The organism is Janthinobacterium sp. GW823-FHT01H08 (assembly GCF_058797855.1).
In genome coordinates this window covers 5,682,993-5,707,890 of record NZ_CM179504.1, presented here as the reverse complement: position 1 = coordinate 5,707,890, position 24,898 = coordinate 5,682,993, and the positions used below count along the sequence as shown (strand labels likewise).

Below are 24,898 nucleotides of genomic sequence, written 5' to 3'. Positions count from 1 at the left end.
GCGCATTCGGCTGAGCGCATGCGCCGGCAAGCAGATCAGTGGGTGACGCGGGTCTTGCGGCCGTCCGACAGCAGGCGCACGCGCTCGCCGGGGCGGAACAGCTCGTCGGCGTCTTGCGCGATGGCGCGCATGTCGCCATTGTCCAGGCGCACGGTGATTTCCAGGCCGGGTTTGTTGGACGCGTTCGCTTCGATGCTCTTGCCGGCCATGCCGCCGGCGACGGCGCCGAGGATGCTGGCCGCAATGGCGCCCTTGCCGCCCCCGACTGTCGAGCCGGCCACGCCGCCCAGCGCCGCGCCAGCCAGCACGCCCGTGCCCGTTTCGCCCTTGTCGATGGTTACCTGGCGCACGGATTCAACCGTGCCCATGCGAACCGATTGTTCATTCTGCGCCTGGCGCGCGTTGTAGACATTTGCCGAGTTCGGTTGTACGGCGCAACCGGCCAGGGTGGCGAGCAATGCCACTGCAATAATTGGTGCTTTCATGTAGGACTCCCTTGGACAAAAGTTGGTTGCCGATTGCGTCGACCGGCAGATGATGACTTATCATAAGGACACTTTCCTAAGATAACTAGTTGCGAATAGTAAAAATCTGTTACTGGCCCCGCGTGACCGAGTGGCCACGTGACCGCCTGCCGCTCAATACGCCAGCCGCAGGCGCCGGTACAAAAATCCCAGCACGAAGAGCGGACCCACCAGCAAAAAGCGCAAGTCGTCGAGAAACGACGGCTTCTTGCCTTCGATCTGGTGGCCGATGAACTGGCCTATCCAGGCCAGCACGAACAGCGCCAGCGACGCGGGCAGGATGGTCAGCGGCGGCATGAGCAGCAGCAGGCCCAGCATGGCGGCCAGCATCGCCAGCATGCCCGCCGCAAACGGGCGCGACAGCTTGTAGTAATAGTATAAGGCCAGGATACTGCCGAGCAGCGCCACGCTGGGATGCACGCTCCACAGCAGCCCCAGCAAGCTGAAAACGATCAGCGGCACGCACACGATGTGCACCCATTCATTGACGTGGTTGCGGTGGCTTTCGCCATACTGGGCCAGCAGGGTGTCGATGGTGCGCATGGGCGGTCTCTTGTGTGGTGTTCTGGCTGGAAATTCTACACCGGAACTCAGGCAACCGAACGCAGCGAACCGCCCGCAGAATTGTTGTATTGGAAATTCTGGGCTATTATTTCCAATTGGAAATGTTTTCACTCACTGCACAGATGGAATAAAGGTATCCGTGACATTGCAAGCCAGCCACCCTGATTACCAGCGCTATTCGATGGCGTCCCTGCAACAAGCCCTGTCCGGCGCCGACGGAGCCGATGCGGCACGGCGCCAGCGCATCGAAGCGGAAATTGCCCAGCGCCAGCAGGATGACCATGCGGCAGAACAGCGCCAGTGGGCAGCGCGGCCGCAGGACAAGCCGCTCGATCCGGCCACTGCCGCGCTCAAGGAAGCAGCCGGCCCCTTTCTGCGGTCTGCGGGCTATGTGTTGCTGTTCGCATGGGTGGTGTTGCGAGTGGCGGGCTTGCTGGAAACCTTGCAGACAGGTAGCCGGACCTATGTGTTTGGCAATCTCGGTTTGTTGATCTTTGGTGCCTGCCTGGTGCGCGGCAAGCTGCGCGCGGCAGTCTGGCTGCGCTGGCTGGCGGTATTCTGGATCGTGCCTGCCGTGCTGGCGATCGATTTCCTGTTTCTGCAGCCGATGTCCCTGACGGTGATGCAATTCAAGCTCGCACCCGGCTATCGTATCTGGTCGGTGCTGGAAGCCGTGCTGTCATTGTGGGTCATTCATTACCTGTATCGTCAGCTGGGTATGCCTGCCGTCATGGCCGCCTGCGTTGCCAGGGGCTACAAGCGACGCGATCTGCGCATCCCTGCCATCTGCGGCCTGATCCTCGGCATGGCTGGCGTGGCTTTCCAGCTGCATGCCTCGCATGGAGATACGGCTACGCAGGCGCGTGCGATCGTGGCGCAACGCTATGGATCGGGCTACCAATACCATGTCAACGGCGTCGGCAATGCCGTCACACCGCAAGGCAGATTTCATACGGCACAGGTACTGGTGTGGGATGACAAGGGCATCATGTCTGTGCCCGTGCAATGGCCCCAGTAAAATAGACGCTGTCCCCAATCCTGCAGGATGCCGCTTTTGACCCGCTTATTGTCTGTTGAACCGGCCATGCCGGACCCGCGCAAGCGCTGTTTCGCCCCCGTCGTCGATGCCGGCACGCGCCTGCTGATACTGGGCAGCCTGCCCGGCGAAAAATCGCTGGCGCACAGCCAGTACTATGCGCATCCGCAAAACAAGTTCTGGATGCTGCTGGGCGAGGTGCTGGGCGTGGAGTTGAAGAGCCTGCCCTATGAAGAGCGTTTGGCCACCTTGCTGGCGCACGGCGTGGGCCTGTGGGATGTGGTGGCGCAGGCGCAGCGCACGGGCAGCCTGGACAGCAATATCCGCGCCCGCGACGACAATGACCTGGTGGCCCTGGCCGCCAGCTTGCCGCGGCTGCACACGATTGCCTTCAACGGCGGCACGGCCGCCAAGCTGGGCCTCACGGTGCTGGGCGAGCACGCGCAGCGTTACCGCATCGTCAGCTTGCCGTCAAGCAGCCCGGCGTACACGCTCGCGTATGCGCAGAAATTGCAGGCGTGGCTGTCGTTGCGTGGCCAACCGGAGCCGGCCGCGCGTTAATCGTGTTGCCGGCCTTTACGCAGGCGCGTACGGCTGCGCTTCCAGTGGTTGCCCCTTGGCATCGAATCTCAGCGCCACGGACAAGTTGGTGACGCCGATGGTGGCCAGCGCGTCGCAGATGTCGTCGACTTCGTCCTGCAGGTCGGCGGCCAGGTCCAGCGGCTTGTCGGCGCTGTGCAGCAGTGCGCCGCCCGCCGTGCTGACGTTGACGCGCAGCAGCATTTCACCGTGTTCATCGGCCGGGCCGACGACCACCGAGACGTCACCCGCGTCCACCTTGTTTTCCGCCAGTGCATGGTTGATGCCGGACATCATCTGCAGCATCGCATATTCGCTCATGCCTTGTTCCTTGCCGCCGTGGAACAAGTCCTGGTAGAGGAAGCTCACTTCCAGCGCGCTGCCGGCCGGCGCCAGGCAGCGTTTCACCAGGTCGCCCACTTCCGTCGTCCACTGCTGGTAGCGGGCCATGCGCGCATCAAACCAGGCGTCGAGCGCCGCTTCGTCCTTCGGTTCCGTATAGAACGGGTCGTCTACGCGCTTCAGGGCAAAGCCCAGCAGGAAGCGCAGTTCGACGGCCGTGTCCTGCGGGCCGAAAGCCGTCTCGCTCCAGCCGACGATGCTGCTTTCCAGGCCCGGCGTGGCGACGATTTTCTTGTCTGTCATCGACGAATAGGCATCGCGCACCATCTCATGCAGATGGCTATAGGTAATGCGGTCGATTTCATCGAGGTCATAGGCATGGCTCATCAATACCACCTTGGCCTTGGCGCTTTCCAGTTCTGCTTGCTGGAAACTTTTCACCAGCGCTTCGAACGCGTCCTGGTCCTGGAAACTGTCCGCTTCTTTCAGGCCGCCCGTGCTTTGCACCAGCAAGGGCACGACGAAGGCGTTGATTTCCATGGCCGGGGCGTTTTCGCGGCGGATCACGGAAATGGACGCCGCTTCCTCGATATGGCTGCGCAAATACTGGTAGGCGCCCACGTCTTCGTACTTGGAACGCTCGATGGCGTCGTACAGGATTTCATCCTTCTTTTGATTCAAGGCCTTGCGGATCAGGCGGCCGAATTCGACGGCTTGCTCGGCCAGCACCGTGCCCTGCGATTCGCTGTCTTCCTGCTCGGCCAGGTTCAGGGCCATCGTGCACAGCATGCGCGTGACGGATTCGTCCTTGTCTTCAGGCGTGTTGGCGGATTTACGGGGGACAGGGCGCTTATTTTTGGGCATGGCGATCAACAGGTTAAGGAATACGGGTCAGGCAAACGGAAACGGGCGCCAAGGCTTTGCCTGGCGCCGGGACAGATCATACAGGCGGACGCGGCCGCCTGATACTTCAATGGTCGGTATCGAACATCTCGTGCAGCTCGTCGAGCAGGTCGGCGGCTTCTTCCTGCGACAGGCCAAGATGCTGGCATGCAAGCTCACCGCCCTTGTCCCACTCGAGCGAGGTACTGTTGCCATGGTAGCGCTGAATGCCCTTTTCGGCCAGCAGCGACAGGGCGACGAGCGAGCGGATGGCATCGTCCGTGGACGGGTCGGCCAGCACCGTGTAGTCGTGGTGGTGCAAAATCGCCCAGGAAACGTCGGAGGACAGGCCCCAGTTGCGTGCCAGCAAGCAGCCGATGGCTGCGTGGTTGGTCTGGTGGCGCGCGTCTTCCAGGGCCGTAAAACAATTGTGCGCATCGTTGGCCGCCGCCGCGTACGTGTTGACGTAGTCGGCGAAGCGGTTCATCAGCAGGGGCACGCCGATGTCGCAGAACAGGCCGAAGGTGTGGGCGATGTCGGGCGGGGCGATGCGCAGCTTGCGCGAGGTAAATACCAGGGCGCGCGCACGCTTGGCCGACACATCCCAGAAGTGGGTCAGTTCCACGCCTTCCGCTTCCAGCGCCTGGCGCGCCAGCAAGCCCGTCATCATGGCGCTGCACTGGTTAATGCCGAGAAAGTTGATGCCTTGCTCGACGGATTTGGCCTTGCGCGCGGCGCCATAGAACGGCGAATTCGCCAGTTTCAGCAGGGCGCCGGACATGCCGACATCGTCGGCGATGATGCGCGCGATGCGGCGCGGCGACGGGTCCTGTTCGGCCAGTTCGCGCTGCAGGTCGACCAGCAGGCTGGGACGCGGCGGGATACGGATGGAACGCATCAGGGCGTCAACCGGATCTTCCTGCACTACCTGCTTTTGCGCTGCCGCTCTCATCATCATTGCCTTGCCTGTGGTTATTCTGTTGCGCACTGCCGCTGCCGGCCTCGTGGGCGTCTGGTGCAGTGCCCGACGATTATCGCTGTTTATGCATGGCAATAGTTCGTCTCTGCAAATTATTCTGGAAAAAATCCCCGTTTTGGCTTGCTCCATCCCCTATTTTCCACATTTTACGACGCTCCCTATCCCGATACTCATGATGGAAAAATCAAGTTTTATTTGTTTTCAAGGTGGGGCCAGGCGTGCTGCGGACAGTGCGGCAGTACAATTGCCGGATGAAAAAAATCCTCGCGGGTATCGATTTTGCGGACGATTCCAGCAGCGTGGCGCGTCAGTTGATCGGCGTGACCGTGCTGGTGGACGGCGTGGGCGGGCGCATCGTGGAAACGGAAGCGTATGACCGGCTGGACCCCGCCTCGCACACGTATGGCGGCATGACGCCGCGCAATGCGGCCATGTTCGGCCCGCCCGCGCACGCCTATGTCTACCGCTCGTACGGCATTCACTGGTGCCTGAACTTTGTGTGCCGCGAAGCGGGCCATGGCGCGGGCGTGTTGATCCGCGCCATCGAACCGCTCGTGGGACTCGATACCATGCGCGAACGGCGCGGCGTCGAGGATGCCCGGCAGCTGTGTTCTGGGCCGGGCAAGGTGTGCCAGGCGCTCGGTGTGAGCCATCTGCAGAACCGGCTGGCGCTCGATGCGCCGCCGTTCATGCTGCTGGCCCGCGAGGATGAGGTTGCGGTACGGGCGGGGCCGCGCATCGGCATTTCCAAGGCGATGGAGACGCCGTGGCGTTTCGTGCTGGCAGGCTCGCCCTACCTGAGCAAGCCGATGCGCGCGCCTGTCATCGAGTTACCTCGCTAGCCACGCCGGCGCTGGGGCGCATCCTTGACGTTACGCATGCCGGGCTTGCCGCGCAGCGGACTGTGCAGCGCGCGCCGGTCCTGGGGCGGCGTCCTGGCGGGGTCTTGAAAGGCGTCGTCGTCCGCGCCGGCGGGCGTGGCCGGCGCGGCTGGATCCAGGGTAAAGACGCTGACCGCCGCAGACAGTTTGACGGCCTGGTCCTGCAAACTGGCCGCCGCCGCTGCCGCCTGCTCCACCAGGGCCGCGTTTTGCTGCGTGACGTCATCCATTTGCGCGACGGCCTGATTTACTTCCGTGATGCCCGACGCCTGCTCGGCGCTGGCCTCTTTCACGCGCTGGATGATCTCGTTGACTTGCTGCACCGAGGCCACGATGGCGCCCATGCTGTCGCCCGCCTGCTGCACGGCCACGCTGCCGCCGTCGATGGTGGTGACGGAGGTGGCGATCAGGGTCTTGATTTCCTTGGCCGCCTGCGCCGAGCGCTGCGCCAGGGTGCGCACTTCCGACGCCACCACGGCAAAGCCCCGGCCTTGTTCGCCCGCGCGCGCCGCCTCCACCGCCGCGTTCAGCGCGAGGATATTGGTCTGGAAGGAAATGCCGTCGATCACGCCGATAATCTCCACGATCTGGCGCGAATTGGCGCGTATCGTCGCCATTGTCGCCACCGCTTGCTGCATCGATGCTCCCCCTTGCACGGCCAGGGTCGACGCTTGTCCCGCCAGCTCGCAGGCCAGCTGGGCATTGTCCGCATTGTTGTTGACGGCTGCCGTCAAGGTTTCCATGGCGCTCGATGTTTCTTCCAGCGAACTGGCTTGCATTTCCGTGCGCGCCGACAGGTCCAGATTGCCGGTGGCAATTTCGCGCGAGGCCGTGTCGATCGATTGCACGGCGCCCGTGATGGTGCGCAAGGTCTGGTTCAGGTGGGCGATGGTCTGGTCCAGCACGCGCGACGTGGCGGCGATTTCGTCATTGCCCGGCTTGGGGGCGCCGGCCATCAGCTTGCCCGCCGCCAGGTCTTGCACGGCGTCGGCAATGCCGCGGATTTCCACCAGCATGGCGCGGCGCACCAGCATGGTCACCACGATGGAGACGAGGATCGATAGCGCCACCGTCAGCAGCAGGCTCCAGCCCAGGCTGCGGAACTCGGCGCTGGCCGTCGCGTGGGCCTGGCTGCTGAGCGTTGTTTCCAGGGCAGACAGTTGCGCCAGCTGCGTATTGAACTGGACGAATTGGGTTTCCGCCTTGAGCATGGAGTTGGTGGCGATCGACTGGTCCATCTGCGCCATTTCCATGGTTTCCAGTACTGCCTTTCGATAACCGGCCAGGGCCGTGATGGCCGCATCGACCAGGGTGCGCTCGGCGCCCGTGGCCGTGGAACGCAGCGTGCCCAGCTGGGCGCCGATGGCCGCGTGGCGCGCCTTGATCTGTTGCTCCAGCGCATCGAGGCGGGCCTTGGCGAAGCTGCCATTCGTCCATGACAGCAACTGGTACATATTGCCATGTACGTGCTTCGCCTCGCCTAGTACGTCCGCGGCCGCCTTCAAATGCGTAATGCGCACCCGCACCATGTTTTCCAGCGAGGCATTTTGCCGCACCATGCCATACCAGGCACCGCTCGAGCTGAGTATCAGCAACAGCAAGACCAGGGTGGGCGCCAGCAATAATTTTGGTCCGATGCGTAATTGATTGAGCATGCTTGACTCCTGGCTATGGCTGATCAAACCGCAGGCGGCGCGCGGCGTGCACGCCGCCCCTGCCTTATTTTTTGTAGATGCCCGCTTCCAGCACCACATCGTTGACGCGCAGGATGTACGTGGTCTTCGGCTCGATCTTGCCGCTGGTGGGATTCTTGTACTGGTAATCGACCCAGCCCTTGCCCTGTTTTTGCGCCAGCTCGATGATTTCACGCCGATATTTCTTGCCATTCGCGTCCGGCACATCCGTCAAATCCTTGCCCACGATGGAAGGATTGATCGGGTGGGCCAGCACGATGCCCGTCTTGATGTCGCGCATGTCCACGTACAGCGAGCCCTGCACGAAGTCCGGGTCTTTCGCCGTGATTTTCTTCATCATTTCTTCCTTGCCATGCGCCTTCATGAAGGCGGCGCCCCGTTCGGCCATGGCGATGGCGTCTTTTTCCGTTGGTTCGACCGCGGCACTGACGCTGCCGCCGGCAAATGCCAGGCACAGCAGGCTACCCGTGAATAAGCGTTTCATGAAAGCTCCTTGTGATATCGAGGGATGTGTTGCCAAGCCGTAATTTACGTCGCCGACAGTCCCATCAAATTGCGGTGGAACAAACTTAGGTGTTGCTTGTAGGCAGCATGCAACGTATCGACTGCTTGTTGATATGTAGCAATTTGGTTCTTATAGGCAAGAACTATGATGACTTTCACAGCATGCCGAGCTGGACTGGCATGGAGAGGAAAAAGCTGGAATTGGCCGATATACGGCCGATTTAATGAAAGTTGTCGCCATTTACAGGCAAGGAGCTGATCGTGTCCGCACTCATTACCGAGCCGTCTGCACCCAAGTTCAAGCCGTACACGCGGCAAACCATTCAACAGGCGCGGCAGTGGGAATGGCTGCCGGAAGAGCAGCGTGAAGCCGTACAGGTGGTCTCGCACGTCTTGCCGTTTCGCACCAATGAATATGTGCTTGATCAATTGATCGACTGGAACAACATCCCTGACGATCCCATCTACCGCCTCGTCTTTCCCCACCGCGACATGCTGCCGCCGGAGCAGTACGCGCACCTGCGCGACCTGGTGCTGGTGCAGCGGGACAAGGCGGCCATCGACGCCTATGTGCATGGCTTGCGCCTGGGAATGAATCCCCATCCTGCCGGGCAGATGACGCATAACGTGCCGAGGGTCAACGATGCGCCCGTGCGCGGCCTGCAGCATAAGTATGCGCAGACGGTGCTGTTTTTTCCCAGCGCGGGCCAGACCTGCCACGCGTATTGCACCTTCTGTTTTCGCTGGCCCCAGTTCGTCGGCATGGACGACATGAAGTTCGATGCGCGCGAATCGAACGAGCTGGCCGCCTACCTGAAACTGCATCCGGAAGTGACGGACGTGCTGATCACGGGCGGCGATCCGATGATCATGAACACGCGGCAACTGGCGGCCTACCTGGAGCCGCTGCTGGCGCCGGGCCTGGAACACATCCAGAACATCCGCATCGGCACCAAGGCGGTGGCGTACTGGCCGCAGCGCTTTGTCTCGGACCGCGATGCGGATGACTTGATGCGCCTGTTCGAGCGCATCGTCAAGGCGGGCAAGAACCTGGCCGTGATGGGCCATTACAGCCATGCCGTCGAGTTGCGCCAGGACATCGCGCAGCAAGCCGTGAAACGCATCGTTTCCACGGGCGCCACCTTGCGCATGCAGGGGCCGCTGATCCGCCACATCAACGAAGACCCGGCAAGCTGGGCCGAGCTATGGCAGACGGGCACGCGCCTGGGGGCGATTCCGTATTACATGTTTGTGGAGCGGGACACGGGCCCGCGCGGCTATTTCGAGTTGCCGCTGGCGAAGGCGCACGAAATTTTCCAGGCCGCCTACCAGATGGTGTCGGGCCTGTCGCGCACGGTGCGGGGACCGTCCATGAGCGCCTTTCCCGGCAAGATCGTCATCGACGGCATCGTCACCATCAATGGCGAAAAACTGTTTGCCCTGCAATTCTTGCAGGCACGCAACCCGGACTGGGTGCGCCGGCCGTTCTTTGCGAAATTCGATGCGGAAGCGACGTGGATGGACGATTTGAAGCCCGCGTTCGGCCACGATAAATTCTTCTTCGAGACGGATGAACCTGTGCCGCAGCTGCCGCATAAAATCATCCGCCTGGCGCAGGCTGCCTGAGCATGCCTGCCGCCGGTGCGCCCGCCCGTTCCGGCGTGGCCGTGTTTTGCCTGGTGTTCCTGCCATTCGCGCTCGGGCATTACCTGTCGTGCCTGTTGCGCGGCGTCAATGCCGTGCTGACGGCGGAATTGCTGGGCGCCATCGCCCTGACGCCAGCCCAGCTGGGCCTGCTGACCAGCGCCTTTTTTCTCGCCTTTGCGCTGGTGCAATTGCCGGTCGGCATGGCGCTGGACCGTTACGGCCCCCGCACCGTGCAACTGTGGCTGCTGGCGCTGGCGTCCCTGGCCGTGTGGCTGTTCAGCCGGGGCCACAGCTTTGCCGAGCTGATGTGGGCGCGCGCCCTGATGGGGGCGGGGCTGGGCGGCTGTTTCATGGCTGCCGTGAAAGCGATCTCGTGCGCCATCGCGCCGTCGCGGCTGCCCTCCGTGCACGGCTATCTGATCGCCGTGGGTGGCCTGGGCGCGGCCACGGCCACCATGCCCGTCAAGCTGGCCCTGCATTACACGGACTGGCGCGGCGTGTTCCTGGGGCTGGCGCTGGCGGCGCTGGCCGTCGGCTTGCTGATCCGCCTGCTGTCGCCGGCCATGCCCGCGCCTGCCGCAGGCATGCACAAGGTGAGCAAGGTCAGCGTCTGGAGCGTGTACCGCGATCCCGGCTTTCGCCGCACCATCGCGCTGATCCTGTTGCCGCACACGGTGTTCTTTGGCGTGCAGGGCTTGTGGGTGGGACGCTGGCTGGCCGACGTGGGCGGCTTGTCCGATGACAACGTGGCGTATTTGCTGTACCTGGGCATGGCGGCCGTCATCTTCGGCGCCATCGGCATGGGCATGCTGACGGAATGGGCCGGGCGGCGTGGCATTGCGCCCATGCAAGTGGCGGCCGTGGGCATCATCCTGTTTGTCGCCGTGCAAGCGGCGATGGCGTGTAATGTGGTGCCCAGCCTGCCGTTGCTGTCTGTGCTGTTTACCTTGCTGGGCACGGTGACGGGCCTCGAGTATGCGATCGTCGCGCAAAGCATGCCGACCAGCCTGACGGGCAGGGCGGCCACCTGTCTGAATTTGCTCATTTTTACGGGCGCCTTCCTAGTGCAGGCGGGTTTTGGCCTGATCCTCGGCTGCTGGCCCCTGAACGGCCAGCAGCAGTATCCGCCGCAGGCGTATCAGGCGGCGTTTGGCGTGCTGGCGGCCTTGCAACTGCCAGGACTTGCGATGTTTTTCATCAACCGCTACAGGCGTGCCGGGCCATCCGGTAAAATGGCAGCCTGCACAGCGGCAATGATCAACTCCAAGGAAGACTATGAAACTCGTTCGTTATGGACGTCCAGGCAAGGAAAAACCGGGCCTGATCGATGAAGAAGGCAAACTGCGCGACCTGTCCGGCGTGATTGCCGATATTGACGGCGCACAACTGTCCGACAAGGCCTTGCGCAAGCTGGCCAAGCTCGACGAAAAGACCTTGCCCCTGGTGCGCGGCAACCCGCGCTTCGGCGTGCCGCTGGCCAAGGTCGGCAAGTTCATCGGCATCGGCCTCAATTACGCGGACCACGCGGCCGAATCGGGCATGCCGATCCCGGCCGAACCCATCGTGTTCATGAAGGCGATCACTTGCCTGAACGGTCCGGACGACAATGTCGTGCTGCCGAAAGGCTCGAAAAAGACGGACTGGGAAGTGGAGCTGGGCGTGATCATCGGCACGCGCGCGCAGTACGTGAGCGAAGAGGACGCCTTGAAATACGTGGCCGGCTATTGCGTCGTCAACGACATTTCCGAGCGCTCGTTCCAGCTGGAACGGGGCGGCCAATGGGATAAAGGCAAGGGCTGCGACACCTTCGGCCCTGTCGGCCCGTGGCTGGTGACGCGCGATGAAGTCATCGACGAGCAGGACCTGGACCTGTACCTGGAAGTCAACGGCAAGCGCATGCAGACTGGCAATACGCAAACCATGATCTTCACGGTGGCGCAGATCGTCAGCTACCTGTCGCAATTCATGACCCTGGAACCGGGCGACGTCATCGCCACGGGCACGCCGCCGGGCGTGGGCCAGGGCCGCAAGCCGCAGCGCTTCCTCAAAAAAGGCGACAGCCTGCGCCTGGGCATCGCCGGCCTGGGTGAACAGCAGCAGGACGTGGTCGCCTGGACTGCCTGATGGCCGGTAGCGATATCGACCGCTTGCCCGCGCTGCCTTTGGCGCAGCTGGACCAGCAGCAGCGCGCCGCCGCGCAAGCCATCATCGATGGTCCGCGCGGGGCCCTGTACGGCCCCTTCGTGCCGCTGATCCGCAGCCCCGAGCTGATGGAAACGGCGCAGCGCATGGGCGAATACTTGCGCTACCGCAGCGCCATCGGCACGCGGCTGTCGGAGCTGGCGATCCTGGTGACGGCGCGCCAGTGGGACCAGCAGGTCGAGTGGGCCATCCACGCGCCGCTGGCCGTGCAGAACGGTATCGCGCAAGCGGCCGTGGACGCCATCGCCGCGCGGCGCGCGCCGCTTGTCCTGAAGGAAGACGAGCAAGCCGTGCATGACTTCTGTATCGAGCTGCAGCAAAACAAGCGCGTCAGCGACGTCACGTATGCGCGCGCGCTGGCGCTGTTCGGCGAGCATGGCGTGGTCGACTTGATGGGCATCAATGGCTATTACACCTTCCTGGCCATGGTGATGAATGGCGCGCAGACGGCCGTGCCGGCCTTGGGCGTCACGCCTTTGCCCGATTAGAATAGTTCTTCGGCAAAGATGGACAAAGTGTAATGAAGTTGCAATTATTCAATATATAATTTTACTTCCCTTCCATTGCCAATTAGCTCAATGAAAACTCGTCCGTGCATCACCCTGATGGGCCGCGCCTTCCTGGCGCTGGCCCTTTCTTTTTGTCCGTTGATGACGCTGCGGGCGCTGGCCGCCGAGACCACCGCCAGCGCTTCGGCGCTGGAAAATTCCGTCGTCAAGGTGTTTTCCACGCTGCGCGGGCCGGACCCGTATAAACCCTGGAGCAAGGCCGCGCCGCAGGAAGTGACGGGCTCCGGCGTCGTCATCGAAGGCCGCCGCATCCTCACCAATGCGCACGTGGTCGGCTATGCCAGCCAGGTGCAGATCCAGGCCAATGGCGCGGGCGACAAAATACCGGCCACCGTGCTGGCCATTTCGCGCGGCATGGACCTGGCCTTGCTGAAGATCGACGACGACAGTTTTTTCGCCAGCCACAAGGCGGTGCCGCGCGCCAACGTCTTGCCGGACGTGCGCGATGCCGTGCTGGCGTATGGCTATCCGACGGGCGGCACCTCGCTGTCGATCACCAAGGGTATCGTGTCGCGCATCGAATTCGTGCGCTACAACTTCCCCGTCTCCGGCCTGCGCATCCAGATCGATGCGGCCATCAACCCGGGTAATAGCGGCGGCCCCGTGATTGCCGGCGACAAGATGATCGGCCTGGCCTTTGCGGGCATGCTCAATGCGCAAAACATCGGCTACATCATCCCCAACGAGGAAATCGAGCTGTTCCTGCGCGACCAGGAAGGCGGCGCGCCCAAGGGCAAGCCGGCCATGCGCGACGTGACGCAAACGCTGGAAAACCCCGCGTTGCGCACCTACCTGAAACTGGCCAAGGGTGTCGAGGGCGCCGTCGTGATGACGCCGGCCAGCAAGGATGCCGGCTATCCGCTCAAGGAGTGGGATGTCATCACGCACATCGGCGATTTTCCGGTCGATAACCAAGGCATGGTCAAGCTGAATGCCAACAGCCGCGTGCGCTTCCAGTACCGCGTGCAGCAGCTGGCGAAAGACGGCGAATTGCCGTTGACGGTGGTGCGCCAGGGCGCGCCCCTGAAAATCAAGGTGCCCGTCTCGGCGGCGCACCCGATGCTCATCAGCGGCCTGCAGGGCAGTTATCCTTCCTATTTCATCTTCGGCCCCATGGTGTTTTCGCGCGCCACGACGGAATTCATGGCGGCGCCCAATGGCAACCCGGCGATCTTGGGCGGCATGGCGTTCGCCGGCAATCCGCTGGCCACGCGGCGTGGCGATGCGCCCGATGCCGAGCGCGAAGAGCTGGTGGTGATCGCCGCGCCGTTCTTCCCGCACAAGCTGATGAATGGCTACAGCACCCGTTTCTTCTCGGTCGTCGATTCCGTCAATGGCGTGCGCGTGCGCAGCCTGGCGCACCTGGTGGCCTTGCTGCGCGACCAGACCGATGAATTGCTGACGTTCCGCTTCCAGCAGCGCGATGCGGAAATGGTCGTCGTGCCCCGCAAGGACATGCTGGCGGCGACGGAATCGGTGCTGACGGACAACGGCATCCGCTCGGAAGCGTCGGCCGACATGTTGAAGATATGGAATGCAAAAACGCCGGCGAACTGATCGTTCCCGGCGCTTCGTTTGACAACAGGCGCGGCGTACACCGCGCCTGTTTTATTTTAAGCCAGCACTTTTTTCAGCCAGGCGCCGATGGCGTCGATCTCTTCCTGGCACAGCGAGTGCTGCATCATGTATTCATGCCATTCCACCTTGTAACCCATACCGGTGAGCAAGTCGCGCGACTGCTGCGCGCGGCCGATCGGCACCACGGGATCGGCCGTGCCGTGCGCCATGAAGATCGGTGTTTCCAGGCTGGCCGGCGTGCGCTCAAGAGCCGTCTTGTCGGCCAGGGGCAGGTAGCCGGACAGGCACATCAGGCCGGCCAGCGGTTCCGCATGGCGCAAGCCCGTTTGCAAGGTCATGGCGCAGCCTTGCGAGAAGCCGGCCAGGATGATGCGGCTGGCGGGAATGCCGCGCGCTTTTTCGCGCGCGATCAGCGCTTCGATCTGCGCCTGCGAGGCGCGCAAGCCGCCTTCGTCTTCGCGGCGCACGAGGTCGTTTACGAGGATGTCGTACCAGGCGCGCATCACATAGCCGTTGTTGATGGTGACGGGCATGGTGCCGGCGCTGGGGAAGATGAAGCGGATGGCGGGGCAGCCGCGCAGGTCCAGTTCCTTCACCAGGGGCACGAAATCGTTGCCGTCGGCGCCCAGGCCGTGCATCCAGATGATGGAGACGGTGGGATTCGGTGCGCTGTCGAGTTCTATGGTTTCCAGCAAGGTGCTCATGTATTTTCCTCTGGTAGTGGTTGCGCCGGACGCAGCGCCGATTTGGGACGGAAGGCCTTGCAGATGGCCGGGTCGGTTTCCATGTAGGGACCTCCGATGAGGTCGATGCAATACGGCACGGCGGCAAAGATGCCGTTCACCAGTTGCACGCCGTCGGCGTCTTTCAAGCCTTCCAGGGTTTCCTTGATGGCTTTCGGCTGGCCCGGCAAGTTCATGATCAGGCAAGCGCGCTCGGGCGTTTCGCGGATCACGGCCACCTGGCGCGACAGGATGGCCGTCGGCACGAATTGCAGGCTGATCTGGCGCATCTGTTCGCCGAAACCGGGCATTTCCTTGGTGCCCACGCTGAGCGTGGCGTCCGGCGTGACGTCGCGCCGCGCCGGGCCAGTGCCGCCCGTCGTCAGGATCAGATGGCAGTGGTTCAGGTCGACCATGTCGATCAGGGTGTTTTCAATTTGCGAGCGCTCGTCCGGGATCAGGCGCTTTTCCAGGCGGAACGGCGTGCGGATGGCGGCGGACAGCCAGCTTTCCAGGGCGGGGATACCCAGGTCTTCATACACGCCGCCGCTGGCGCGGTCCGAGATCGACACGAGGCCGATAATCAATTCGTCTTCTATCGTGGTCATGGGCACCTCTCTATGTCGTAAAAAAACCGGGCTGATCCCGGTTTTTCGCTGCTTTCGGGGTCAGACCCGCCGGGTCTGACCCCAGTTGCTTATTCGTCTTCTTCTTGCTCAACGCCATCTTCATCGGCATCTTTCTTGCCGCTGTTGTTCTTCTTGGCGATCTCTTTCAAGATCTGGAAGATTTCGCGGTAGGCTTTCGGCGGCTTGTTCTCGGCTTGCTCCTTGCGGGCATTGCGGATCAGGGTGCGCAGGTGCTGCACGTCCAGCTCCGGGTTTTCCGACAGCAAGACGGTGAGCGCCTTGTCATCCGTTAACAGCTTGTCGCGGCGGCGTTCCATCGCGTGCATATTGGCCGTGTCGGCTTTCGACAAGCCTTTCCAGCTATCGATGGTGCGTTGGATGGCTGCAACTTCTTCCTCGTCCAGGGTGCGCATTTTCTTGCCCACGTATTGCAGCTGGCGGCGGCGGCCTTCGTGATCCTTGATTTGCTGGCATTCGAGAATGGCGTCGCGCACGTCTTCCGGCATCGGGACGCGCTTGACGCGGTCGCGTGCCTCATTGACGAGTTCTTCGCCCAGCTTTTGCAGGACGGTCATCTGGCGTTTGAGTTCCGATTTCGACGGACGTTCATATTCCTGTTCGAATTCGGTGGATTGGAAGCCGCAAGCTCCCCGGTTTGGATTTGGCATGATAAGGCGGGATTGGCCGCGTAGGCCGCACCTGTAAACTGTAAACGACTGCTATGATAACCTTTTTAGCGGCTTTCCGAAGAAAACAGCGCATGAACGACTCCGTATTTACCCATAGTCAAGAGCAATTGCAGCAACTGGCCCGTGATGTGTTGTCTTTTGTGCGGGAAGCGGGCGGCACCGACGCTGCCGTCGAGGTCAGCGAAGGCGGCGGCCTGTCCGTTTCTGTACGAAAAGGCAAGATCGAGACGATCGAGCAAAACAAGGACAAGGGCATGGGCGTGACCGTGTTTGTCGGCAAGAAACGCGGCAATGCCAGCACCTCCGACTTTTCGCCGTCCGCCCTGCGCGCCACGGTGGACGCCGCCTACAATATCGCGCGCTTCACGGCCGAGGACGATTGCGCGGGCCTGGCCGACGCCGACATGCTGGAAAAGTCCCCCCGCGATTTGCAACTGTTCTATCCCTGGCTCATTTCGACCGAGGAAGCCGTCGCACTGGCCCAACGTGCCGAGGCGGCCGCGTTTGCCGTCGATCCGCGCATCACGAACAGCGAGGGCGCCAGCGTGCACGTGCAGCAATCGCACTTTGTGTCCGCCAATTCGCGCGGCTTCATCGGCGGCTACCCGTTTTCGCGCCACACGCTGTCCGTGGCACCCATCGCCGGCAAGGGCGCGAAGATGCAGCGCGACGACTGGTATTCGTCCGTGCGCGACGCCGCCAAGATGTCGAGCCCGGAAGCCATCGGCCGCTATGCCGCCGAGCGCGCGCTGTCGCGCCTGAACGCGCGCAAGCTGGGCACGCGCACTTGCCCCGTGCTGTTCGAGGCGCCGCTGGCGGCCGGTTTGCTCGGTACCTATGTGCAAGCGACCTCGGGCGGCGCCCTGTACCGCAAATCCACATTCCTGAACGATTCACTGGGCACGCAGGTGCTGCCGTCGCACGTGCAGATCTTTGAAGATCCGCACGTGATCGGCGGCGTCGGTTCGGCGCCGTTCGACGAAGAAGGCGTGAAAACCGTCAGCCGCGACGTCGTCAAGGATGGCGTGGTGCAAGGCTATTTCCTGTCGACCTATACGGCCCGCAAGCTGGGCATGCAGACGACGGGCAACGCGGGCGGTTCACACAATCTGTACCTGACCTCGAGCCTGACGGCCGCCAGCGACGATTTCAGCGCCATGCTGAGAAAACTGGGCACGGGCTTGCTGGTGACGGAACTGATGGGACAAGGAACCAATTACGTGACGGGCGACTATTCGCGCGGCGCGTCCGGTTTCTGGGTGGAAAATGGCGTGATCCAGTATCCGGTGGAAGAAATCACGATTGCCGGCAACATGAAGGACATGCTGCGCAACATCGTTGCCGTAGGCGCCGACGTGCTGCGTCGCGGCACCAAAGAGACGGGTTCCATCCTCATCGAGAGCATGGTGGTGGCCGGCGGCTGAGTGCTTGGGGACCCGCCGCGGCAACGCCGCGCAGGCGCCCCATGCTTTACTGCTGGACTTGATAGCCATCCGTCAGGGTGGCCAAAAATTTCACCATATCTTCGATCTCGCCCGCCGTCAGCGCCGGCGCCATGCCGCGCTTGCGGTCGAACGGCGCTTCGCTCACGTTGACGTTGACGCGGTATCTCGCGGGTACGTCATTGAATTTCTGCACTTTCCCTCGTTGGTCGCGCGGATACCATTCTTGCGGATGCGTATCGCGCCGCACATAGAAGCGCAGGGCATCGGTCAGGTTGTCGAACACGCCGTTGTGGAAAAACACCTGGCGCGTGGCCACATTGCGCAGGCTGGGCACCTTGAAGGCGCCGCACAGCTCGCCTCTCAGCGCCAGGTCCGTGCGGTCGGGACCGCACAAGCCCAGATCGAAATACGCGGGGTCGGCCGTGGCGGGAATGCGCGTATTGCGCGGCACGCCCAGATTGTCGAAACTGAAGTCCGTAAACAAGGGCGGCGCGCCATGTTCGCCCCGCCCGCTGGGGTGGCAAGCGGCGCAATTGCCCTTGCGTTCATCGTTGAACAGGGCCAGGCCACGCAATTCCGCCAGCTCCAGCGGAACCTTGTTGGCCAGGTAGAGGTCATATTTGGAATCGTAGCGGTGGAAGTCCGGCTCTTCCTGCTGGAATTGCTGCAAGGCATAGGTGATGCGGCGGAATGCTTGTTGCGGTTGCGTAAAGATGGCAGCGCCAAAGACGTGCCGGAATGCTTCCGCGTAACTGCCGTTGCGCAGCCGTTCCACCACTTCATCCGTGCTGGCATTGGCCATTTCGTGCGGTGCCAGGAAAGGCCGTTCCGCCTGTTCCGCGAGGCTGGCGGCGCGGCCGTCCCAGTTGATGCCGCCGTTGGGGGCGCCTTCCCTATCAAAGCGGAAGGGCGGAGTGTGTTCCAGGTAGCGCAGCGATGGCGTGGCGCGGTAGCCGTGCGCCTGGCCGTCGGCGCCCCCCAGTTGCACGGCCAGCTTGTTGGCTGGCGCGTAAGCATGGGCCGGGTCATGGCAACTGGCGCACGACTGCTTGCCCGAGGCGGACAGGCTGGCATCGTGGAAGATGCGCCGCCCCAGCTGTGCGGCAGGGCTGAGTTCGGCCGCTGCGCCTGGCATGCCGGGCAAGCCAAGCAACAAAGATATGCACACGTGTGCAAATCGGGTCGGTGAAAATCGCGCCTCAGCGCGTGGCTGGTCTTTGATGGTCATAGGTGGGGTCGCTATCGGCAAGGGGAGGGACAGACAATGCTGCGCCCAGTATAGGCAGCAATAGCCGGCGTGGCAACGATTTGCGATGCTGCGCTGCGCCATAGCGATGCCGCCCGCCGTGCCGGAGGGCGGCACGGGCGGCTGGCCGCGGCACGGTCAGTACGGTCAGTATTGTTCCCACTCGCCTTCCGCCACCATGGCGGGCGCGGCGCTCTTGCGGCTGGCGGGGGCGTTGGCGACGAGCCGTGGCTGGGCCGCCGTGGCGGCTGCGGGCCGTGGCGCCGGCTTTGGCTCCGGCCGCGATGCTGGCGCGGCTGGCGCCAGCGCCTGTGTGCCGTCGAGTTTGAACACGCTGACGGCTTCGGCCAGGATGCCCGCTTGATCCTGCAGCGCTTCGGACGCGGCGGCCGCCTCTTCCACGAGGGCTGCATTTTGCTGGGTCACGGCGTCCATTTCCGTGATGGCCTGGTTGATCTGTTCAATGCCCGCTTCCTGCTCGTTGCTGGCGGACGTGATCTCGGCCATGATATCCGTGACGCGCCGCACGCTATTGACGATTTCCTCCATGGTGCTGCCCGCCTGGTTCACGAGGGTGCTGCCAAGACTGACCTGGTGCACGGAATCGTCGATGAGGATCTTGATTTCCTTGGCGGCGGAGGCGGAGCGGTGGGCCAGGTTGCGCACTTCCGTGGCGACCACGGCAAAGCCCCGTCCCTGTTCGCCTGCCCTGGCTGCTTCCACGGCCGCATTCAGCGCCAGGATATTGGTCTGGAAGGCAATGCCGTCGATAACGCTGATGATGTCGACGATTTTCTTCGACGAGGCATTGATGGAATCCATGGTGGTGATTACTTCCGCCACCACCTGGCCGCCCTTGCTGGCCACGCTGGAGGCCGATTGCGCCATCTGGTTGGCCTGGCGCGCGTTTTCGCCATTCTGCTTGACGGTCGACGTCAGTTCTTCCATCGACGAGGCCGTTTCTTCCAGCGAGCTGGCCTGCTGTTCCGTGCGCGAAGACAGGTCCATATTGCCGGAGGCGATTTCACGCGAGCCGTGGGCGATGGCGTCCGTGCCATGGCGCACGCGGGCCACGATGCCTTGCAGATTGTCATTCATCTCTTTCAAGGCGCGCAGCAGCTGGCCCGTTTCATCGTTGCCGCGCGCGTCGATGCTGACCGACAAGTCGCCGGCCGCCACCCGTTGCGCCACCTGGACGGCTTCGGCGATGGGCCGGCTGATGGAACGGCTGATCAGGATGGCCAGCGCGATGGCAATGGCCGTCGCCGCGATGGACAGGGACAAGGTCAGGATGATGGCCATGCGCCCATCGGCGGCGGCTTGCTTGCCTTCGCTTTCCATCAGCGATTCCTGGAAGCTGGTCATGGCCGCCAGGGCCGTCAAGAATTTTTCTTGCGGATAGCGCAACTGCGTCAACAGGAAGATGCCCGCCGTTTCTGATTTGCCTTCTTGTAATAGCTTGATGTTCGCATCGCGCGTCCTGGCATAGCTTTCGCGGCTGCTCATCACGGCCTGGAGCAGTTCCTGGCCCTTGGGCGTGTTGATCATGGTTTTCAGGCGCGCCAGCAGCTCCGTATTCTTTTTGATCGAGGCCTGAATCTTGGTCACGGAACTGCTGACTTCGTCGGCATCGTTGGCGCCGATGATGGCGATGCTCAGCAGGCGGGCCTGGATATTGACCTCGGACTGTATCGTATTCGACAACATGACCTTGACATAGCGGTCGTTGAGAATTTTTTCCGTCGAGGTGTTGATGTTGCGAATGCGGCTGATGGAAACAAATGCCACCATGGCAAGCAGGACAATGATCAAGCCGAAACTGACGGCCAGGCGGGTACTGATTTTAAGCTTATACATAGGTCATTCATCCTCGGCGAAAAGCGGAAAGCGTGCGCAGGGAATCGTCCCGCGGACAGGCTGTGTCCATTCAAGACGATGCTGATGCGGTCAGTTTGCGTTACAGAAAGCTAATTCGGCAGGGACAGGGCCGTGGATGCGTATTGCCGGTGGCCGGGAAGTCATTGGCGACCCGCCCGGCGAGATATTCTTGCGGGGCAGCGCAGCGTGGCGCGGCCCGATTCTGTTGCTTAGTGTAGGACGATAATTTCTGACAGGCAAGATATTAGGAAAAAAATCCGCTCGGCCAGCAACGCTTGTCGTGCGGTCAAAAAAAATGCCCCGGCGAGCGGGGCAAGGGATCAGGCAGGCCGTGTCGGCCCAGGCGCTCAGGCGCGCAAGGTGGACAGGATAGGTTGCAGCACGGCCGCGCCCAGTGCGGCGCTGCGGGCGCCGCTCCAGCCCGTTTGCGGGTCGGGATCGTTGGCGTTGTCCTTGAACGGCAATTCCAGGGTCAGCGACAGGCAGCCGAAAGCGTGCGTGATGTGGGGCGAGCCCATGGTCAGCACTTCCGGCGTGAACGGGCCGTCTTCATAGCCATGCTCATCCTGGAAGTCGGGGCTGGCCACCTTGAAGTCGGCGATGAAGCGCTCTTGCTCGGCTTTTTGTGCTGGCGTGAAATTTTCCAGCGCATCGCTGCCGGCCACGAAGACGTAGGGCAAGCCTTCGTCGCCATGCACGTCGAGGAACAGGTCGCAACCGATTTCATGCATTTTCTGTTTCACCAGGAATACTTCCGGGCTGCGCTCCATGGTCGGCGTCATCCATTCGCGGTTCAGGTTGGCGCCGGCCGCGTTGGTGCGCAGGTTGCCGTGCACGGAACCGTCCGGGTTCATGTTCGGCACCACGTAGAAGACGGCGTCCTGCAGGCACTGGCGGGCAAAGGGATTGGCCTGGTCCAGCAAGGCTTCAAGCATGCCTTCGACAAACCACTCGGCCATCGTCTCGCCCGGATGCTGGCGCGCGATGACCCAGACTTTTTTCTCGGCATCGGCGTCGCCGACGACCAGCAGATTCATGTCGCGGCCTTCCACCGTGCTGCCCAGGTCGATCAGGCGCACGAGCGGCGACGCTTGCGCGCTGTCGATCAGGGCCAGGTGGCGGTCCCATGGGTACGGTTCGAAATAGGCGTAGTAGACGCTTTCTTCCTCGGGGGTGTGTTCGATGGTCATCACCGTGCCGTCAAAGCTGGTCGGCACGCGGAACCAGGTTTCGCGGTCGTAGCTGGCCACGGCCTGGTAGTCTTTCCAGCCGTCCGGGTAGGCGGACTTGCCGGCATTCATGAAGCGGATCGTGCACGCCTCGCCTTGCGCGCCTTGCAGGCGGAAGTAAAACCACTGCGTGATGTCGGCATGGGAATCCTTGCGGATGTTCAGTTCGATGGACTGGGCATCGTCGGCGCGCAGCACCTCGATCGCGCCGGCGTCGAATTGCTGGCTGATTTTAATGGTCATGAGTGTTCCTGATAAAAACGTATGGGTTTTGCATCGTGTGCAATGGCGCGATGATACCTGTTTTGCGGTGGCCTTTGTGCTGGCGCAAACGATGACGGACATGCTTTGCTAACGTGGAAGCTCCGACACGGGGAGAGCATCATGGACGACCATAGCAACCACATACGCGAACTGGAAAAGAAAATCAGCGCCCTCAGCGACGCGCTGGCGCACCTGGGCAAGGGCACGACCTTGCAGGAATTGCTGCGCATCATACGTTTCCCCGGCTACACGACGCCGGCCGAATTCAGCTTCAACGTCGCCATCCTCGACACCATGCTGGTGCAGGCCAATGCGCTGGAAAAGCTGGGGCAGGATTTGCTGGCGGGGGCCAAGCAGGTGGTGGCAAAACAGTGAGCAGGCGGTGACTTACAACACCTAACAAAACCGTAGCGAGCGGAAGGGAGTTGTGGTTGAGAAGCGCAACTGTACGAAGGTACAGTGAGCATCGCAGGCCGCAAATACCGACGCGCAGTAGGTTTTGATAGGTGTTCTTATTCCTGAACACCTGAAAAATGGCCAGGGCAAGGCGCAGGGCCGCAGGCAGTACGAACGTACGCCCAGGCCCTGCAACGCCGCCATGGACGTTTTATCAGGTGTTCAGTCCGCCGAAGCGTTCGTAAAACCACGGCTCCACGTCCGGCGCGTGCTCATCCTCGCGACGCAGGGTGGCCAGGATGTGTTCCTCTGCAGGAGCATACGTGATGCGGTACAGGTCGCGCGCCAGCGCATAGGCTTGCGTGCCAGGCCACGGTTCGGGCAGCAGCTCGACGGGCAGTTGCGGGTCGTGCAATTGCACGCGGCGGTAGGCGTGCGTCAGCAGCGAGCGGATGACGAACGCCTGCTCCGCATCGAACACGGGTTCTTCCTGCAGCAGGGTCAGCAGCGGCTGGAAGCTGGCGATGAATTTTTCGTAGCCGGCCATCACTTCCGACAAGTCCCAGCAGTCGCCCACCATGTCGCGCAGGGGCCGCGTGCTGACACCCGGCAACTCTGTTGTGTGGCAGACATACAGCTTGCCCTGCACCTCGTTGCGCACGAGGATATCTTCCAGCGCCTCCGCATTGCTGGCCGGATGGCCAAAGATGCCGGGAGAGATCAAGCCGTAGCCCGCCCACAATAATTCCTTGCGCAGCGCGCCCCGTTCGGCGGCGCCGATGCTGCCGGCCGGACCGATCACCAGGGTCCAGCTGCCATCCCAGTGCACGACCAGCGGCGCGTAGATGCGGCGGTAGGCGCGTTCGAAGCGGGCCAGCGCCTCCGGGCGTATCGCATAGGCGCTGCGGCGGCCGTCGCGCTGCGAGCTGAGCCAGCCTTCCTGCGCCAAGCGGAACACGCTGGTGCGCAATAGCCGGTCATTGACGCCGAATGGCGCCAGCAGTTCGATCAGGCTCCCCAGCCAGATGGCGCCGCCGCGCGGCACGATGGCGTCGCCGAAGATGGTCATCACCAGGGACTTCGAGCGCGGTGGGTCGCTTTCCAGGAAATCGGCTATCCATGCCGTGCAGCGGGTGTTCTTCATGTGGTTCCGGTCTGGCCGTGTTGCGGTCGGTTCAATAAAAGCAGCAGTTTACTTGGCTGCGCGGGTAGCGCGGCAATAATTTGCCGGAAGCGCGGGTAGCGCCCCATGGTGTTTTCTCATAAGCAATATCATACGCACAAAAAAGCTGCACAAGATACGATTTTTTAAAATGATTCACATCAAGTGTATGCAAATCGTTTTTTGTATCGTATTATCTGTTTATCGCACCGCGTTGCTGCGCAAAATCAAAGACATGGGAGACACATCATGTACGCACAAATGGTTGAAACCGGCCTCAAGAACGTCCGCTCCATCGACGACATGGGCCAGGAAGAGCGCGCTTTCCAGGCGCGCATCGACGAAGGCATCAAGATCGAGGCCAAGGACTGGATGCCGGACGCCTACCGCAAGACCCTGATCCGCCAGATTTCGCAGCACGCGCACTCGGAAATCGTCGGCCAATTGCCCGAAGGTAACTGGGTCACGCGCGCACCGACCCTGAAACGCAAGTCGATCCTGCTGGCGAAGATCCAGGACGAAGCGGGCCACGGCCTGTACCTGTACAGCGCCGCGGAAACCCTGGGCGTCTCGCGCGACGATTTGCTCGCTGCCTTGCACTCGGGCAAAGCCAAATATTCCAGCATCTTCAACTATCCCACCCTGTCGTGGGCCGACATGGGCGCCATCGGCTGGCTGGTCGACGGCTCCGCCATCATCAACCAGATTCCCCTGTGCCGCTGCTCCTACGGTCCGTATGCGCGCGCCATGATCCGCGTCTGCAAGGAAGAATCGTTCCATGCGCGCCAGGGCTACGACATCATGATGTCGCTGTGCAAGGGTACGCCCGAACAGAAAGCCATGGCGCAGGATGCCTTGAACCGCTGGTGGTGGCCATCGCTGATGATGTTCGGCCCGTCCGACGCCGCCTCCGTCAACAGCGCCCAATCGGCGCAATGGCGCATCAAGCTGTTCTCGAACGATGAATTGCGCCAGCGTATGGTCGACCAGACCGTGCCGCAAATCGAATACCTGGGCCTGACCGTGCCCGATCCCGACCTGAAGTTCAATGCGGAGACGGGCCACTATGAATTCGGCGAGATCGACTGGGCCGAGTTCAACAATGTCCTGAAGGGTAATGGCCCGTGCAATCGCGAACGTTTGCAAACGCGCGTGAAAGCGTATGAAGACGGTGCATGGTTCCGCGATGCCTTGGTCGCCTATGCCGACAAGCAAGCCGCTAACAAAGCAGCAGCGTAATTACATAAGACAGATAGG

The 24,898-nt window shown here is 62.2% G+C and carries 24 protein-coding genes; 11 read left to right on the top strand and 13 right to left on the bottom strand.

All coding sequences use genetic code 11. The features are described 5' to 3' along the window. Positions 1–35 precede the first annotated feature (35 nt). Positions 36–485: an outer membrane lipoprotein gene (locus tag AC3RCG_RS25585; protein ID WP_492402273.1), complete on the bottom strand. Its 450-nt coding sequence runs from the start codon at positions 483–485 to the stop codon at positions 36–38. Between the two features lie 153 nt (positions 486–638). Further along, positions 639–1,067, bottom strand: coding sequence for an Mpo1 family 2-hydroxy fatty acid dioxygenase (locus AC3RCG_RS25580; RefSeq protein ID WP_070224221.1), 429 nt, complete (start codon positions 1,065–1,067; stop codon positions 639–641). 160 nt (positions 1,068–1,227) lie between these two features. Between AC3RCG_RS25580 and AC3RCG_RS25575 the strand changes: the two genes are divergently transcribed. Further along, the gene (locus tag AC3RCG_RS25575; RefSeq protein WP_492402274.1) at positions 1,228–2,106 is read left to right on the top strand and encodes a hypothetical protein; all 879 of its coding nucleotides are present in this window, start codon (positions 1,228–1,230) and stop codon (positions 2,104–2,106) included. A gap of 66 nt (positions 2,107–2,172) precedes the next feature. After that, positions 2,173–2,685, top strand: a complete 513-nt coding sequence (locus tag AC3RCG_RS25570; protein WP_070291016.1) for a DNA-deoxyinosine glycosylase — start codon at positions 2,173–2,175, stop codon at positions 2,683–2,685. Positions 2,686–2,700: 15 nt separating this feature from the next. Here AC3RCG_RS25570 and AC3RCG_RS25565 read toward each other — a convergent pair whose 3' ends face one another. Both AC3RCG_RS25565 and AC3RCG_RS25560 read right to left on the bottom strand, forming a co-directional pair. Beyond that, a complete protein-coding gene (locus tag AC3RCG_RS25565) occupies positions 2,701–3,909 on the bottom strand; it encodes a hypothetical protein (RefSeq protein ID WP_070291072.1) in 1,209 nt (402 codons plus the stop codon). Between the two features lie 106 nt (positions 3,910–4,015). Then, positions 4,016–4,882, bottom strand: coding sequence for an HDOD domain-containing protein (locus tag AC3RCG_RS25560; RefSeq protein WP_070291073.1), 867 nt, complete (start codon positions 4,880–4,882; stop codon positions 4,016–4,018). Positions 4,883–5,157: 275 nt separating this feature from the next. Between AC3RCG_RS25560 and AC3RCG_RS25555 the strand changes: the two genes are divergently transcribed. Further along, positions 5,158–5,748 (top strand): DNA-3-methyladenine glycosylase, encoded by a 591-nt coding sequence (locus tag AC3RCG_RS25555; protein ID WP_492402275.1) that lies wholly within the window; start codon positions 5,158–5,160, stop codon positions 5,746–5,748. Here the strand turns inward: AC3RCG_RS25555 and AC3RCG_RS25550 are convergent. Both AC3RCG_RS25550 and AC3RCG_RS25545 read right to left on the bottom strand, forming a co-directional pair. Beyond that, positions 5,745–7,442 carry a methyl-accepting chemotaxis protein gene (locus AC3RCG_RS25550; protein WP_492402276.1) on the bottom strand — a complete coding sequence of 566 codons (1,698 nt, stop codon included), beginning with the start codon at positions 7,440–7,442 and terminating at the stop codon, positions 5,745–5,747. The genes AC3RCG_RS25555 and AC3RCG_RS25550 overlap by 4 nt on opposite strands. A gap of 64 nt (positions 7,443–7,506) precedes the next feature. Next, positions 7,507–7,965 carry a cache domain-containing protein gene (locus tag AC3RCG_RS25545; protein ID WP_034780434.1) on the bottom strand — a complete coding sequence of 153 codons (459 nt, stop codon included), beginning with the start codon at positions 7,963–7,965 and terminating at the stop codon, positions 7,507–7,509. Positions 7,966–8,246: 281 nt separating this feature from the next. On the opposite strand from AC3RCG_RS25545, the gene AC3RCG_RS25540 reads away from it, so the two are divergent. The 5 genes from AC3RCG_RS25540 to AC3RCG_RS25520 all read left to right on the top strand — a co-directional run bounded on the left by AC3RCG_RS25540 (position 8,247) and on the right by AC3RCG_RS25520 (position 13,960). Next, positions 8,247–9,611: a KamA family radical SAM protein gene (locus tag AC3RCG_RS25540; RefSeq protein WP_070291074.1), complete on the top strand. Its 1,365-nt coding sequence runs from the start codon at positions 8,247–8,249 to the stop codon at positions 9,609–9,611. A gap of 2 nt (positions 9,612–9,613) precedes the next feature. Then, a complete protein-coding gene (locus AC3RCG_RS25535; protein WP_175445218.1) occupies positions 9,614–10,963 on the top strand; it encodes an MFS transporter in 1,350 nt (449 codons plus the stop codon). Then, positions 10,908–11,756, top strand: coding sequence for a fumarylacetoacetate hydrolase family protein (locus tag AC3RCG_RS25530; RefSeq protein ID WP_070291020.1), 849 nt, complete (start codon positions 10,908–10,910; stop codon positions 11,754–11,756). Before AC3RCG_RS25535 ends, AC3RCG_RS25530 begins: the two co-directional genes overlap by 56 nt. Then, positions 11,756–12,322 carry a carboxymuconolactone decarboxylase family protein gene (locus AC3RCG_RS25525; protein ID WP_492402278.1) on the top strand — a complete coding sequence of 189 codons (567 nt, stop codon included), beginning with the start codon at positions 11,756–11,758 and terminating at the stop codon, positions 12,320–12,322. The genes AC3RCG_RS25530 and AC3RCG_RS25525 overlap by 1 nt, the downstream gene beginning before the upstream one ends. A gap of 90 nt (positions 12,323–12,412) precedes the next feature. After that, positions 12,413–13,960: a S1C family serine protease gene (locus AC3RCG_RS25520; RefSeq protein ID WP_492402280.1), complete on the top strand. Its 1,548-nt coding sequence runs from the start codon at positions 12,413–12,415 to the stop codon at positions 13,958–13,960. Between the two features lie 56 nt (positions 13,961–14,016). On the opposite strand, the gene AC3RCG_RS25515 is transcribed toward AC3RCG_RS25520, so the two are convergent. From AC3RCG_RS25515 to yjgA, 3 genes are all read right to left on the bottom strand, one after another. Further along, entirely contained in the window at positions 14,017–14,685 is a 669-nt protein-coding gene (locus tag AC3RCG_RS25515) for an alpha/beta hydrolase (protein WP_070224231.1), read from the bottom strand. Then, positions 14,682–15,311 carry a molybdopterin adenylyltransferase gene (gene mog, locus AC3RCG_RS25510; RefSeq protein WP_070224232.1) on the bottom strand — a complete coding sequence of 210 codons (630 nt, stop codon included), beginning with the start codon at positions 15,309–15,311 and terminating at the stop codon, positions 14,682–14,684. The genes AC3RCG_RS25515 and mog overlap by 4 nt, the downstream gene beginning before the upstream one ends. A gap of 89 nt (positions 15,312–15,400) precedes the next feature. Continuing rightward, entirely contained in the window at positions 15,401–16,000 is a 600-nt protein-coding gene (gene yjgA / locus AC3RCG_RS25505; protein WP_070224233.1) for a ribosome biogenesis factor YjgA, read from the bottom strand. A 92-nt stretch (positions 16,001–16,092) separates the two neighbouring features. Here yjgA and pmbA point away from each other — a divergent pair, with 92 nt between their 5' ends. Further along, complete coding sequence (pmbA, locus tag AC3RCG_RS25500) at positions 16,093–17,445, top strand: metalloprotease PmbA (protein ID WP_492402281.1); 1,353 nt, start codon at positions 16,093–16,095, stop codon at positions 17,443–17,445. 46 nt (positions 17,446–17,491) lie between these two features. On the opposite strand, the gene AC3RCG_RS25495 is transcribed toward pmbA, so the two are convergent. The 3 genes from AC3RCG_RS25495 to AC3RCG_RS25485 all read right to left on the bottom strand — a co-directional run bounded on the left by AC3RCG_RS25495 (position 17,492) and on the right by AC3RCG_RS25485 (position 22,062). Then, positions 17,492–18,601 (bottom strand): cytochrome-c peroxidase, encoded by a 1,110-nt coding sequence (locus tag AC3RCG_RS25495; protein WP_492402283.1) that lies wholly within the window; start codon positions 18,599–18,601, stop codon positions 17,492–17,494. Positions 18,602–18,859: 258 nt separating this feature from the next. After that, complete coding sequence (locus tag AC3RCG_RS25490) at positions 18,860–20,569, bottom strand: methyl-accepting chemotaxis protein (protein WP_492402284.1); 1,710 nt, start codon at positions 20,567–20,569, stop codon at positions 18,860–18,862. A 368-nt stretch (positions 20,570–20,937) separates the two neighbouring features. Then, on the bottom strand, positions 20,938–22,062 hold the full coding sequence (locus AC3RCG_RS25485) for a M14 family metallopeptidase (protein ID WP_086137170.1): 1,125 nt from the start codon (positions 22,060–22,062) through the stop codon (positions 20,938–20,940). A gap of 141 nt (positions 22,063–22,203) precedes the next feature. On the opposite strand from AC3RCG_RS25485, the gene AC3RCG_RS25480 reads away from it, so the two are divergent. Further along, complete coding sequence (locus AC3RCG_RS25480; protein WP_070291026.1) at positions 22,204–22,458, top strand: hypothetical protein; 255 nt, start codon at positions 22,204–22,206, stop codon at positions 22,456–22,458. A gap of 235 nt (positions 22,459–22,693) precedes the next feature. Here AC3RCG_RS25480 and paaX read toward each other — a convergent pair whose 3' ends face one another. Continuing rightward, a complete protein-coding gene (gene paaX / locus AC3RCG_RS25475; protein ID WP_070224237.1) occupies positions 22,694–23,623 on the bottom strand; it encodes a phenylacetic acid degradation operon negative regulatory protein PaaX in 930 nt (309 codons plus the stop codon). A gap of 267 nt (positions 23,624–23,890) precedes the next feature. Between paaX and paaA the strand changes: the two genes are divergently transcribed. Continuing rightward, entirely contained in the window at positions 23,891–24,880 is a 990-nt protein-coding gene (gene paaA, locus AC3RCG_RS25470; RefSeq protein ID WP_070311619.1) for a 1,2-phenylacetyl-CoA epoxidase subunit PaaA, read from the top strand. The last annotated feature ends 18 nt before the right edge of the window (positions 24,881–24,898 follow it).